The organism is Peteryoungia desertarenae (assembly GCF_005860795.2).
Taxonomy (GTDB): Bacteria; Pseudomonadota; Alphaproteobacteria; order Rhizobiales; family Rhizobiaceae; genus Allorhizobium; species Allorhizobium desertarenae.
Window position 1 is genome coordinate 2,947,474 of the sequence record NZ_CP058350.1, and the last position, 12,290, is coordinate 2,959,763.

Sequence of the window (12,290 nt, forward strand, 5' to 3'; positions counted from 1 at the left end):
TGTTAACCCGCAGCTTTCACCTCCCGCTAAGAGAACTCGAGTAGTCTATTGGTGAGGATATGTGAGGATTCCGGTCATGACACTTTCGGTGGCTATGAGCATTTCTCTATCGGGAATGCAGGCACAGCAAAACCGTGCTGCAGCGACGGCCAAAAATGTGGCCAATGCCATGACGCCAGGCTATGACCGGCTGCAATCGAAGATGACAACCGTCGAAGGTGGTGGCGTGATAGCTCGAGTTCAGCCTTCCGGCGAAGCTGCGCTTCCGGGATCATCCAATGTCGATCTGGCTGAAGAGATGCTCAATCTGGTTGAGGCGGAAATAGGCTTCAAGGCCAACGCGTCGGCCTGGGAAACCGGGGCAGACATGTGGGATGTTCTTATCAGCATCAAGCGAGACTGACCGATCCTTCAACGGGACAGGTATCCGATATCGCCCGGGAGCTTAGACCGACGCAGATTCCTGCTTCTGACGCGCCAGCTCCGCCAGATCAGCAGCCTTGAGCTCAACAGATTCGCCGCATCCACAGGCAGAAGTCTGGTTCGGGTTGTGGAAGGTGAAGCCAGAGCGAAGCGTGGTCACTTCGAAATCCATCTGGGTTCCAAGCAGATAAAGCACCGCCGCAGGATCAATCCATACGGTCGCTCCGGCATGCTCGATCCGGTCATCTTTGGGATTGGGCTCGGTCACGAGGTCGATTGTATATTCCATGCCAGCGCAGCCGCCCTTCTTGATCCCGACCCGAATGCCTTTGGCATCAGGACCTGAAGTCTGGACGATTGCGTTGACGCGGCTTGCCGCCGCATCGCTCATGGTCATCACTTGAAAGCCCATTCTCATCTCCTGTCGCAACCGGGTTCAAGGTCCGGCGCTACGCACGATTTAGTTGTTCCGCGTGTCTGGATCAATAAGGTGGACCGAACCAGAACACCTCATCGCTTCCGCGATGCAAGATAGGATTCGAGATCAATCTCTCCAAACCCAGCTTCTCCATCAACTGGATCGCCGAGTTCAAGAACCGCTTCTGGAACGGGGTCAGGCTCTTCTTTGGCGACCCCATTCAGCAGTCTGTTGATCTGCCAGTCACCCAGCGCAGCGAGAATAACCTCCTGCGCTGAACCGAACTCGCCGGAGGCTATGGCCCCCTCAACCACCTGAAGCGCTTCAGCATCGAGATTGACAATGATTGTCGTCACCTGTGGCATGCTGATCTGAACCTCCAAGAGCGCTGACCAGACTAGGAACTTCCCGAACCGGTGTCACGGCCAATCATGGGCCAATCGCCGACGTCAGTACCAACCAACGGCCACCTGTGCCTCTTCGGACATGCGGTCCGGCGTCCATGGTGGATCAAATGTCATCTCGACCTCGACGCCCGAAACGCCTTCGACCGCACCGACCGCGTTCTCGACCCAGCCAGGCATCTCGCCAGCCACCGGGCATCCAGGCGCAGTCAGCGTCATGACGATCTTGACGGTTCTGTCATCCTCAATATCGATCTTATAGATCAGGCCGAGTTCAAAGATATCTGCCGGAATTTCCGGATCATAAACCGTCTTCAGCGCCGCAATGATGTCGTCCGACAATCGAGCGACCTCGTCGGCAGGCAGGGCTGTCTGCACGATGCCTTCACGGACATCCGGTTTTGTATCGGTCTCAGTCATTCTATCATTCCTCAGGCGAAGAAGCTTCGCGCATAGTCGAGCGCATCCGCCAGAGCGTCGACCTCCTCGCGCGTATTGTAAAGCCCGAAAGACGCACGGCATGTTGAAGTCACGCCGAAACGGGCAAGCAGTGGCTGCGCGCAATGGGTGCCGGCCCTGACTGCAACGCCGCGGCGATCGATCAGCATGGACACGTCATGGGCATGGATGCCAGCGAGCTCGAAGGAAAATATCGCCCCCTTGCCCGGCGCGTTGCCGATGATGCGCAGCGAATTGATCGCCGACAGACGCTCATGCGCATAGGCGCGCAGGCTTTCCTCGTGGGCTGCAATCGCCTCGCGGCCAAGGCTCTCCATATAGTCGAGCGCGTAGCCAAGGCCGATTGCCTGGACGATCGGCGGCGTGCCGGCCTCGAAGCGATGCGGCGGCTCGTTATAGGTCACGCGATCTTCGGCCACCTCGATGATCATCTCACCGCCGCCCATGAACGGGTCCATGTCGCGCAGGCGGTCCATTTTGCCATAGAGTACGCCGATGCCTGAGGGACCATAGAGCTTGTGGCCGGTCACGGCATACCAGTCGCAACCGAGATCCTGGACGTCGACAGGCATATGCACCGCGCCCTGGCTGCCATCGACCATGACGGCGATGCCGCGCTCACGGGCAATGCGGCAGACCTCCTTGATCGGCACGACGGTACCGAGCGCGTTCGACATATGGGTGATGGCGATCAGCTTGGTACGCTCTGTGAGGCACTTTTCGAAGGCTTCCATATCGAAGGCGCCTTCGTCGGTGACCGGGGCCCAGACGAGCTTGGCACCCTTGCGTTCCCGGAGGAAATGCCAGGGCACGATGTTGGAATGGTGCTCCATGATCGAGAGCACGATCTCGTCGCCTTCGCCGATATGCTTCATGCCCCAGCCATAGGCGACCGTGTTGATCGCCTCGGTGGAGGACTTGGTGAAGATCACCTCGTCAATCGAAGGGGCATTCAGGAAGCGACGCACCTTCTCGCGCGCCGCTTCATAGGCGTCCGTCGCGGCATTGGACAGGAAATGCAGGCCACGATGCACATTGGCATATTCGTTCGAATAGGCGTTGCTGATCGCGTCGATCACCTGCCGCGGCTTCTGGGCCGAGGCGGCATTGTCGAGATAAACCAGCGGTTTGCCATAGACCTCGCGCGACAGGATCGGGAAATCCCGTCTGACGGCTTCAACGTCGTAACCTGTCCGTGCCGCGATCGTGTCAGCCATGGTGCTCCAGCCAGTCGGTGATGATCTCTTCCAGAGCCTCGACGAGCGGCTCGTTTTCGAGCTCCTCGACGATTTCGGCAACGAAGCCATTGATTAGCAGCGCACGGGCCTTCTTTTCCGGAATGCCACGCGACATCAGGTAGTAGAGATGGCTCTTGACGATGTCGGCGACCGTCGCGCCATGGGCGCACTGCACGTCATCGGCAAAGATTTCAAGCTCCGGCTTCACCGAGAACTCGGCATCGTCAGACATCAGCAGCGTGTTGCAGGCCATGCGCGCATCGGTCTTCTGGGCATCCGGAGCAACCCGGATCATGCCCTGGAACACACCCTTGGCGCGATCGAAGACGACATTGCGGATGATTTCTGTCGAGGTCGTGTTCGGGACGTTATGGCCGAGCGTCATCGTGACGTCGGTATGGGTGTCACCGCCGAGCAGGTTGACGCCGCGCAGCATGAAGTCGGAGCCTTCGCCTGCCGCCTTCACATGCACTTCCTGACGGACCAGTTTGCCGCCCGCATTGACGACGAAGAGGCGGAACTTGGCGTCTGTGCCGAGTTCGGCGCGGATCTGGCCAAGATGCGTGTCGGCATCGCCTTCGCCCTGCAGGATCACCCAGGTGATCTCGGAACCCTCGCCGAGCTTCAGGTCGGCGACAACAGAGGCGAGTGCGGCCGAACCGCTCTGGCCGATATGGCGCTCGATGACGGTGGCCTTGGAACCCTTGCCGAAGCTGGCCGGGAAGCGCAGATGCAGCTGGCCGGCGGCATGCACCGACTGCAGTTCGATCGGCGCTTCGATGTCGGCGTCTTCGGCCACGTCGAGCGTGAAGCCATCGCGCACGAAAGCGCCGTTCAGGCGGCCGATCGTGTCGTCACCGTTGAAAGCGGTCAGACCTTCAGCGGCGTCACCGTTCGTCAGCGCATCGCGATAGAGCGAAACGCCAAGGCCTTCCGGCAGCGCAGCGGGGGCCTGGGCCACGCCCTGCAGGATATTGAGCACGGTTGCGCCAGACACCAGCGGATTGACCGCCTTGGCAACCGCCTGCGGCTCGTCGGCCGGAAGGGCACGCAGCAGCGCCTTGAGGTCCGTATAGTGGAAGGTCTCGATGCGGCGCGTCGGCAGACCCTGGCGCTTCAGCGCGTCGAACAGGCCGTCACGCTTCAGAAGCACGGCGCCATCGCCGGGCAAGCTGCCGATCTGGTTGGTATAGGCGTCGATGAGCTGGGTCTCGGCTGCGGTGAGCCGGTTGGCCGCTTGCAATGTCATCGTTGCAACTCCTTCAAACTCGGCCCGAACTCAGGCAGCCTGCCCCGTGATGTCGGCATAGCCGTTCGCTTCCAGATCAAGCGCCAGCGACTTGTCGCCGGACTTGATGATCTGGCCCTTGTAAAGGACGTGAACGGTGTCCGGCACGATGTAGTCGAGCAGGCGCTGATAGTGGGTGATGACAACAGTTGCGCGGTCGGGACGCTTCAGCGCGTTCACGCCATCGGCGACGATCTTGAGAGCGTCGATATCGAGGCCGCTGTCGGTTTCGTCGAGGATGCAGAGCTTCGGCTCGAGCAGCGCCATCTGCAGGATTTCGGCGCGCTTCTTCTCACCGCCGGAGAAGCCGACATTGAGCGGACGCTTGAGCATGTCCGGGTTGATCTTCAGCTCGGCAGCGGCTTCCTTGACGCGGCGCATGAAGTCCGGCGTCGTCAGCTCGTCCTCGCCACGCGCCTTGCGCTGCGAGTTCATCGCGACCTTGAGGAACTGCATGGTGGCGACGCCCGGGATTTCGACCGGGTACTGGAAGGCGAGGAAGATGCCCTTGGCGGCGCGCTCGGCCGGGTCGAGTTCCAGAATGCTCTCGCCGTTGTAGAGGATATCGCCTTCGGTAACTTCATAGTCTTCGCGGCCCGACAGGATGTAGGACAGCGTCGACTTACCCGAACCGTTCGGGCCCATGATGGCGGCGACTTCGCCGGCCTTCACGGTGAGGTTCAGGCCGCGGATGATTTCGGTGCCGTCTTCGGCGATGCGGGCATGGAGATTTCTGATTTCAAGCATGTCTGTCTTCCTGTCCATCGGGCGGTTCAAGGGCCGCCTGTCGTTTCCTGTTGCGCCTGGTGAAGGCACGTCTTTTCATGTTCGTCATCCTCGGGCTTGTCCCGAGGATCCACTGCCGTTTCAGTTATAGTCCGACCATTGCGGTGAACTCGGATGCGGTGAGTAGACGTTTTCGATCTCATAGATCCGGTCATAGAGATCGAGCCATGTCGGGTTTAGCCCTTCGATCAGCTTGATCTTCCAGTCCCGCAGATAGCGCTTCATAGACTTCTCTCGTCGGATCGCGAGGACGATGTTCGGATGCTGCTCGAACCACACCAAAAGCTTCGCATTGTATCTGGACGTAAAACCTTCCCTCACTTCATTTCGGTGTTCCCATATGCGCCCCTGAAGGTCGCTGGTCACCCCGGTGTAAATCACGCCACGTGGCTTGTCCGACATCATGTAAACGAAGCCGGACATCGCGCATCAGCCTCGCCGGCAGTAGATCCTCGGGACAAGCCCGAGGATGACGACCGCAAAGGGCTGATCGCGCCGCTTCATCAGCCGACCGAACCCTCCAGCGAGATGTTGATCAGCTTCTGCGCTTCAACTGCGAATTCCATCGGCAGCTGCTGGATGACGTCGCGGACGAAGCCGTTGACGATGAGCGCGATCGCCTCTTCTTCCGGGATGCCGCGCTGCATGGCGTAGAACTTCTGGTCCTCGGAAATCTTCGAGGTCGTCGCCTCGTGCTCCACCTTGGCCGTCGAGTTCTTCACCTCGATGTAAGGCACGGTATGCGCGCCGCAGGTGTCCCCGATCAGGAGCGAATCGCAGTTCGTAAAGTTCCGCGCATTTGCCGCCTTGCGATGCATCGAGACCTGGCCGCGATAGGTGTTCTGCGACACGCCGGCCGAGATGCCCTTGGAGATGATCCGGCTCTTGGTGTTCTTGCCGAGATGGATCATCTTGGTGCCGCTGTCGACCTGCTGATGGCCGTTGGAGACGGCGATCGAGTAGAACTCGCCCTGGCTGTCGTCGCCGCGCAGGATGCAGGATGGGTATTTCCAGGTGATGGCCGAGCCGGTTTCGACCTGGGTCCAGGAGATCTTCGAGCGCGCACCACGGCAATCGCCGCGCTTGGTCACGAAGTTGTAGATGCCGCCCTTGCCGTCCTTGTCGCCCGGATACCAGTTCTGGACGGTCGAATACTTGATCTCGGCATCATCGAGCGCCACGAGTTCGACGACGGCTGCATGCAGCTGGTTTTCGTCGCGCTGGGGTGCCGTGCAGCCTTCGAGATAGGAAACGTAAGCGCCTTCTTCGGCGATGATCAGCGTGCGCTCGAACTGGCCGGTGTTCTTCTCGTTGATGCGGAAATAGGTCGAGAGCTCCATCGGGCAGCGAACGCCCTTCGGGATGAAGACGAAGGAACCGTCGGTGAAGACGGCCGAATTCAGCGTCGCATAATAATTGTCGGTGACCGGGACAACTGAGCCGAGATATTTTTTCACCAGCTCGGGATATTCGCGCACGGCTTCCGAGATCGACATGAAGATCACGCCGGCCTTCTTGAGCTCTTCCTTGAAGGTCGTGACAACGGAGACCGAATCGAAGACGGCGTCGACGGCGATCTTCGATGACTGGACGCCGGCCAGCATTTCCTGCTCTTTCAGCGGAATGCCGAGCTTCTCATAGACCTTGAGGAGTTCCGGGTCGACTTCGTCCAGCGACTTCGGGCCGGCAGCCGTCTTCGGTGCGGCGTAGTAGTAGATGTCGTTGAAGTCGATCTTCGGATAGTCGACGCGCGCCCAGCTGGGCTCGACCATCGTCAGCCAGCGCCTGTAGGCGTCGAGGCGCCATTCGAGCATCCATTCCGGCTCGTTCTTCTTGGCCGAAATGAAGCGGACGATGTCTTCCGACAGGCCCTTCGGGGCCTTGTCGACTTCGATCGTGGTTTCAAAACCGTACTTGTACTGGTCGACGTCGATCTGGCGGACCTGATCGATCGTTTCCTGCACAGCAGCCATGGTCGTTCTCCAATCTTGCCGGGCCAAATTCCGGCAGCTTGTTAACGTTGGGCGGTGTATCCCACCCTATGTAATGTCTGGAGGTGGTATTTCACCCCCGGTGGCAAGGCAAATCGGCTCAATACGCCGAATTGCCTCAATTTAAGCAGCCTTGCCGGAAAGCCTGCGCCTTCCTGCAATTTTGCTGAACGCAGCGATAACGGTGTCGATATCCTGAACTGTCGTCGTTGGGCCGAGCGAAATCCGCAGAGCACCTGTGGCCGCATCCTCTCCCATCGCCGTCAGCACATGGCTCGCACCCACTTTGCCAGACGAGCAAGCTGCACCGGCGGAAAGGGCAATACCTTCGATATCGAAGGCGATCTGCCCGGTCTCAGCCTTCATGCCTGGAAGGTGGAAAAAGCTCGTATTGGCAATACGAGAAACACCCCGACCATAGATCACAATGTCTGGCGCGATACGCTGAAGCGCCTCCTCCAGCCGATCCCGCTTTTGCTCAATAGCTTCGTTACGGCAAACCAGGTTTTCAGCCATCACCCTGCAAGCAGCGCCAAATCCGGCAATCGCAGCAAGGTTCTCGGTGCCCGCCCTGTGCCCCTTTTCCTGGCCACCGCCACGCACCAGCGGAGCCGGCATCAAGGTCTCACCGCGCGAAACCAGCGCCCCGGCACCCTTCGGACCACCGAGCTTATGGGCTGACAGGATCAGGAAATCTGCACCAAGCGCCTCAATGTCAACGGCCATCCGCCCGACAGCTTGCACGGCGTCGACAACCAGCAGGCCACGGTGCTTTCGCACGATTTCAGCAATCTGCTGGATGGGTTGAATGATACCGGTTTCGTTGTTGGCGAGCATGACCGCGACCATGGGGATGCCGCTTGAAGCATCATGAGCAGACAGAGCTGCCTCAAGCGCTTCCAGATCGATCACCCCTGAACGCTCAACACGGATCTCGCTCATCTGCTCAGGGGAAAAACGACCCCCTGTGCGGACTGCGGGATGCTCGATCGCCGAAACAAGGAGATGACCCACAGAAATCTCCGCCCGACCCATCATATAGACCGGCGACAAAACGAGGTTGGCGGCCTCGGTGGCGCTCGCAGCAAACACCACGTTGGCGGAACGCGCCCCAATTAAAGCGGCCACCTCGCGGCGCGCCTGCTCTATGACACCGCGAGCCGCCCTCCCTTCGGCATGCACCGAAGAGGGATTGCCTGGCAGATCGAGCGCCGCGAGCATGGCATTGCGGGCGTCGCCAAGAAGCGGCGCCGTCGCATTCCAGTCGAGGTAGATTCGCTCTTTCGCCATTCCGCCTTGCTTTTCACCTGATCGACACCCGCGCATTTTCCTTGAAATTCACGTCGGGCTTGTCCTATGACACGTTCACCTCGGATGGCAGGCCATCCAGTTTCGAACGGTTCTAAACTTCGTTTTAGGAAAGCTGACTGATCTCGTCAAGTCAGCACGCTAATTTGTTGTGCAGGAACCTGGAATTATTACGGACCGGAGTCTTCATGCCCGAAGTCATTTTCAACGGCCCGGCGGGTCGTCTTGAAGGACGTTACCAGCCGTCCAAGGAAAAAAGCGCACCGATTGCCATCATTTTGCATCCGCATCCGCAATTCGGCGGGACGATGAACAACCAGATCGTCTACCAGCTCTTTTACATGTTCCAGAAGCGCGGCTTCACCACCCTCCGCTTCAATTTCCGCTCGATCGGGCGCAGCCAGGGCGAGTTCGACCATGGAGCGGGTGAATTGTCCGATGCTGCTTCAGCACTCGACTGGGTTCAGAGCCTGCATCCAGACTCCAAGAGCTGCTGGGTTGCCGGCTATTCCTTCGGTGCCTGGATCGGCATGCAGCTTCTGATGCGCCGCCCTGAAATCGAAGGCTTCATGTCGATTGCGCCGCAGCCAAACATTTATGACTTCTCCTTTCTCGCTCCCTGCCCGTCGTCTGGCCTTATTATCCATGGTGACTCCGACAAGGTCGCCCCGGAAAAGGACGTCCAGGGCCTGGTTGACAAGCTGAAGACGCAGAAAGGCATTCTGATCACCCACAAGACGGTGCCGGGCGCCAACCACTTCTTCAACGGCCAAGTGGAAACGCTCATGGCCGAATGCGAAGACTATCTCGACCGCCGCCTCGACGGCGAACTGGTCCCGGAACCGGCCGCCAAGCGGATCCGGTAGATCCAACACACAAGACGGACCTGGCGCGGATGATTTCCGCGCCATTTGCTTTTGAGGACCAGCGGCCTTCTTAAAAGTCATCTGGTGACCTCTGAGATGCCGCGTTCATGGAGAGCTATCAACCATGACCTCCCATTTCACATTTGACGCCGTTGGTCTCGCAGGCGGTGGCAACCGCTGCTATTGGCAGAGCGGTTTCCTGAAAGCCTTCAGCGAGCACCAGCCGCTCAACCCGCGTTTTTACGTCGCCGTTTCAGCCGGCGCCTATCACGGTGCAATGTTTCTTGCCGGCGTCGGCGACCGCGTGCGCACCTCGGCCTTCGCCTTCGCCGAAAAAGGCGAGCGTGACCTCGATTGGCGTGCGCTCAAGCGGCGGGAATCACCGCTTGTGGTGGGAAATCTCTTTCGGCAATTGCTTGCCAGTGAATTCAAAGAGGGTGAGCTTGTGGCCCTGAAGGCCGCCCCACCCATGCTGATCCAGCTCTCCGGTCTGCCCGACTGGATGCCCGGTGCGCTGGGCGCGCTCGGCTCGATTGGCGCTTACCAGATCGAGAAGCTTCTGACCGACGGCACCCATTCCAAGGCGGGCCTCAGGATGAAATTGCGCCCGACCTGGATTTCGACACACAATCTCGACTATCCCGGCGAACTGGTCGATGCGCTGATGGCAACCTCGTCTGTGCCGCCCTTCATGCCGGTCGGTCGTGTCAGAGGCCGCGCCTATCTTGACGGGGGCCTCGTCGACAATCCACCGCTGATGAAGCTCACCGAGGTCGAGAACAAAGGCTGGAAGACACTGCTCCTGACCACCCGATTTGGCCGCAAGCCACCCTCCGCCCCCCATCGCGTGGCGGTTGGCCCAAGCGAAGACATCCCGGTCAGCAAATTCGCCGTCGGCGACGCTGCCGGCATCCGGCATGCCTATGAAGTGGGATTGCGCGATGGGCTCGCCTTTGCGAAGCAGCCCCCGATGTCACCTTTGCCACGCAAATGATCAGAGCCGGAACGCTTCCGTCGTTCCGGCTCTGCATTGGACGTGATGCGTGTGGACACGAAGGGTGCCGTCAGATTTTTTTGCGGCTGGGCATTTCAGAGGCTGGGTCCTGCATAGACCTCCATCCGTTTTTCCTGAGAACGCGGCATCAGCCAGACGAGCAGCGCAATGAAGACCGCCGCGTTGAACATCGGAAATGCGCTGGTCGCCAAGGTCACCGACCCTTCCGCGGTGTAATAGAGGCCGGCTGCCAGATCGATAACCTGGATTAGCACCATGTTGCCGAGCCAGAAGCGTGACGGCTCCTGCTGCCGAGCAAGATGCATCATGCCGAAACCATAAGCGAGGAACCGGGCGGCAAGCATTGCAATCATGTACCGGTTGTCGTCCGGCAGCGGGGCGAGCCCCATGGCCGTGAAGAACTGCTGAGGCGCCAAGAGGCACAGAAGGCCCAACACCCATTGCGAGACGGCGACGATCCACAAGACGATTTTCAAGGGCTTCATTTTCTTTTCTCCTGCAAAAATGATTGCTAAGAGATAGCCGATGCCGCTATACATTCGGAAGTAGTTACCAAAAGTATAGCTTGAAGATTTATGCCATGCCCCTGAAAACAATGATGAAAATTGACGGAAACTGCGACAGTGGCTGCCCTGTGGCGGCAGCCGCCACTGTGTTCGACGGCAAGTGGACGAGCCTGATCCTCCGGGACCTGATGTCCGGCACGAAACGCTATTCCGAGCTCCAGCGCTCACTCACCGGCATCAGCCCCCGAATGCTCGCGGCCAGGCTGACAATGCTGGAGGAGAAGGGCTTGATATCGAAGACAATCTATCCAACCGTGCCGCCAAAGACCGAGTACACACTGACCGAAAGCGGTCAGCGAGCCGAAGCGGTCATTATGGCACTGGCGGCGTTCGGGGCGACCCTGGCGCGTCCGGGCTGAGTGCAGCCTGCACCAGCACGCCTCCGCTAACCGGTTGCCTGACGCCTGTCGTCCCCGGAAATGTCAGCGGCAGGCCCCTTGTCGACCGAATGGCCAGATAGGCCCAGGCTTCCGCCTCCATGGAATCGCCATCAAAGCCCGCCTGCTCGGCGGTCACCACCCTTGCACCCTGTTCGCCGGCGAGGCGCACCAGATCCGCCATGATCGTCCGGTTCAGGCGGCCACCGCCGCAGATCACATAGGTTTTCGGCGGGGTCGGCAGGTGGCCTGCGGATTTGAGGATCGCCGCGGCAGAGACGAAGGCAAGCGTGCGGGCGCCGTCCGACAGTTCGGCCTCATGCCCTTCCGGTGGACGGAAGTCGTTGCGGTCGAGCGAGCGGCGGGACTGCGCCGTGAAGAAGGGATTGTCGAGATAGCGCTCGGCGAGCGCCACGATGACCGCCCCTTCAGAAGCGATGCGGCCGCCATCGTCATAGGGAATGCCGGCATGGGCCTCGACCCATTGGTCGATCAGTGTATTGCCCGGTCCGCTGTCGAAGCCGATGATCGCGCCGTCGCGGTCGAGGAAGGTGAGGTTCGAGATGCCGCCGATATTGACGAAGCAGACCGGCCAGTCCGCTGCCGGAATCTGATGAGCGAGTGCCTGGTGATAGACCGGAACCAGCGGCGCGCCCTGCCCGCCATGGACCATGTCATTGGCGCGCATGTCATAGACGACATCGATGCCGGTTTCGGCTGCCAGCAGCGGCCCGTCGCCAAGCTGGACGGTCAATCCCTCGTCAGGTCGATGCAACACGGTCTGGCCGTGGAAGCCGATGAGGTCGATGTCCTCGCGCTTCAGCTTCTGTTGCTGCAGGAAAAGCGCGACAGCTTCGGCATGACGTAAAGTGAGGTCCCTTTCCATACGTGAGAGGTCACCCGGGCGCTCGTCGCGATGCTTGATTGCCTTGGCATCTTCCAGCGCCTGCTTGAGCCGGTCGCGGAAGGCCGGTTCGCAGGGCACGGAGAGAAAAGACCCACGCTCGACCACCGTCTCGCCATCGGTGCGCACCAGCGCCACATCGATGCCATCCATCGAGGTGCCGCTCATCAACCCGATCGCCGTCTTCATTTCCGCCATTTGCCACCCGATTCGACTGCCACTCACGCCCGACATTCATGACCGAGAC

Annotated in this window: 15 protein-coding genes; 4 read left to right on the top strand and 11 right to left on the bottom strand. The window is 59.8% G+C overall.

The window, feature by feature from the left end:
* Positions 1 to 76: 76 nt before the first annotated feature.
* Positions 77 to 403 carry a flagellar basal body rod C-terminal domain-containing protein gene (locus tag FE840_RS14400; protein ID WP_138286188.1) on the top strand — a complete coding sequence of 109 codons (327 nt, stop codon included), beginning with the start codon at positions 77 to 79 and terminating at the stop codon, positions 401 to 403.
* 42 nt (positions 404 to 445) lie between these two features.
* Here the strand turns inward: FE840_RS14400 and sufA are convergent, their stop codons facing one another.
* From sufA to FE840_RS14445, 9 genes are all read right to left on the bottom strand, one after another.
* Positions 446 to 835 carry a Fe-S cluster assembly scaffold SufA gene (sufA, locus tag FE840_RS14405; RefSeq protein WP_138286189.1) on the bottom strand — a complete coding sequence of 130 codons (390 nt, stop codon included), beginning with the start codon at positions 833 to 835 and terminating at the stop codon, positions 446 to 448.
* A 98-nt stretch (positions 836 to 933) separates the two neighbouring features.
* Positions 934 to 1,197 carry a ribbon-helix-helix domain-containing protein gene (locus FE840_RS14410; RefSeq protein WP_171033660.1) on the bottom strand — a complete coding sequence of 88 codons (264 nt, stop codon included), beginning with the start codon at positions 1,195 to 1,197 and terminating at the stop codon, positions 934 to 936.
* 93 nt (positions 1,198 to 1,290) lie between these two features.
* Positions 1,291 to 1,665: an SUF system Fe-S cluster assembly protein gene (locus FE840_RS14415; RefSeq protein ID WP_138286191.1), complete on the bottom strand. Its 375-nt coding sequence runs from the start codon at positions 1,663 to 1,665 to the stop codon at positions 1,291 to 1,293.
* An 11-nt stretch (positions 1,666 to 1,676) separates the two neighbouring features.
* Positions 1,677 to 2,921 (bottom strand): cysteine desulfurase, encoded by a 1,245-nt coding sequence (locus FE840_RS14420; protein ID WP_138286192.1) that lies wholly within the window; start codon positions 2,919 to 2,921, stop codon positions 1,677 to 1,679.
* Complete coding sequence (sufD, locus tag FE840_RS14425) at positions 2,914 to 4,191, bottom strand: Fe-S cluster assembly protein SufD (protein ID WP_138286193.1); 1,278 nt, start codon at positions 4,189 to 4,191, stop codon at positions 2,914 to 2,916. The genes FE840_RS14420 and sufD overlap by 8 nt, the downstream gene beginning before the upstream one ends.
* Before the next feature lie 30 nt (positions 4,192 to 4,221).
* Complete coding sequence (gene sufC / locus FE840_RS14430; RefSeq protein WP_138286194.1) at positions 4,222 to 4,977, bottom strand: Fe-S cluster assembly ATPase SufC; 756 nt, start codon at positions 4,975 to 4,977, stop codon at positions 4,222 to 4,224.
* A 120-nt stretch (positions 4,978 to 5,097) separates the two neighbouring features.
* The gene (locus FE840_RS14435; RefSeq protein ID WP_138286195.1) at positions 5,098 to 5,439 is read right to left on the bottom strand and encodes a GIY-YIG nuclease family protein; all 342 of its coding nucleotides are present in this window, start codon (positions 5,437 to 5,439) and stop codon (positions 5,098 to 5,100) included.
* Between the two features lie 80 nt (positions 5,440 to 5,519).
* Positions 5,520 to 6,989 carry a Fe-S cluster assembly protein SufB gene (gene sufB / locus FE840_RS14440; RefSeq protein WP_138286196.1) on the bottom strand — a complete coding sequence of 490 codons (1,470 nt, stop codon included), beginning with the start codon at positions 6,987 to 6,989 and terminating at the stop codon, positions 5,520 to 5,522.
* 141 nt (positions 6,990 to 7,130) lie between these two features.
* Positions 7,131 to 8,297 (bottom strand): cysteine desulfurase family protein, encoded by a 1,167-nt coding sequence (locus FE840_RS14445; protein WP_138286197.1) that lies wholly within the window; start codon positions 8,295 to 8,297, stop codon positions 7,131 to 7,133.
* 206 nt (positions 8,298 to 8,503) lie between these two features.
* Between FE840_RS14445 and FE840_RS14450 the strand changes: the two genes are divergently transcribed.
* Together FE840_RS14450 and FE840_RS14455 are read left to right on the top strand one after the other, a co-directional pair.
* Positions 8,504 to 9,181, top strand: a complete 678-nt coding sequence (locus tag FE840_RS14450; RefSeq protein ID WP_138286198.1) for an alpha/beta hydrolase — start codon at positions 8,504 to 8,506, stop codon at positions 9,179 to 9,181.
* 124 nt (positions 9,182 to 9,305) lie between these two features.
* Positions 9,306 to 10,175: a patatin-like phospholipase family protein gene (locus FE840_RS14455; RefSeq protein ID WP_138286199.1), complete on the top strand. Its 870-nt coding sequence runs from the start codon at positions 9,306 to 9,308 to the stop codon at positions 10,173 to 10,175.
* Between the two features lie 95 nt (positions 10,176 to 10,270).
* On the opposite strand, the gene FE840_RS14460 is transcribed toward FE840_RS14455, so the two are convergent.
* A complete protein-coding gene (locus FE840_RS14460; RefSeq protein ID WP_138286200.1) occupies positions 10,271 to 10,681 on the bottom strand; it encodes a hypothetical protein in 411 nt (136 codons plus the stop codon).
* 95 nt (positions 10,682 to 10,776) lie between these two features.
* Here FE840_RS14460 and FE840_RS14465 point away from each other — a divergent pair, with 95 nt between their 5' ends.
* Positions 10,777 to 11,121, top strand: a complete 345-nt coding sequence (locus tag FE840_RS14465; protein ID WP_210271771.1) for a winged helix-turn-helix transcriptional regulator — start codon at positions 10,777 to 10,779, stop codon at positions 11,119 to 11,121.
* On the opposite strand, the gene FE840_RS14470 is transcribed toward FE840_RS14465, so the two are convergent.
* Positions 11,075 to 12,241, bottom strand: a complete 1,167-nt coding sequence (locus FE840_RS14470) for an anhydro-N-acetylmuramic acid kinase (protein WP_138286201.1) — start codon at positions 12,239 to 12,241, stop codon at positions 11,075 to 11,077. The two genes, FE840_RS14465 and FE840_RS14470, sit on opposite strands and share 47 nt — an antisense overlap.
* Positions 12,242 to 12,290: the final 49 nt, after the last annotated feature.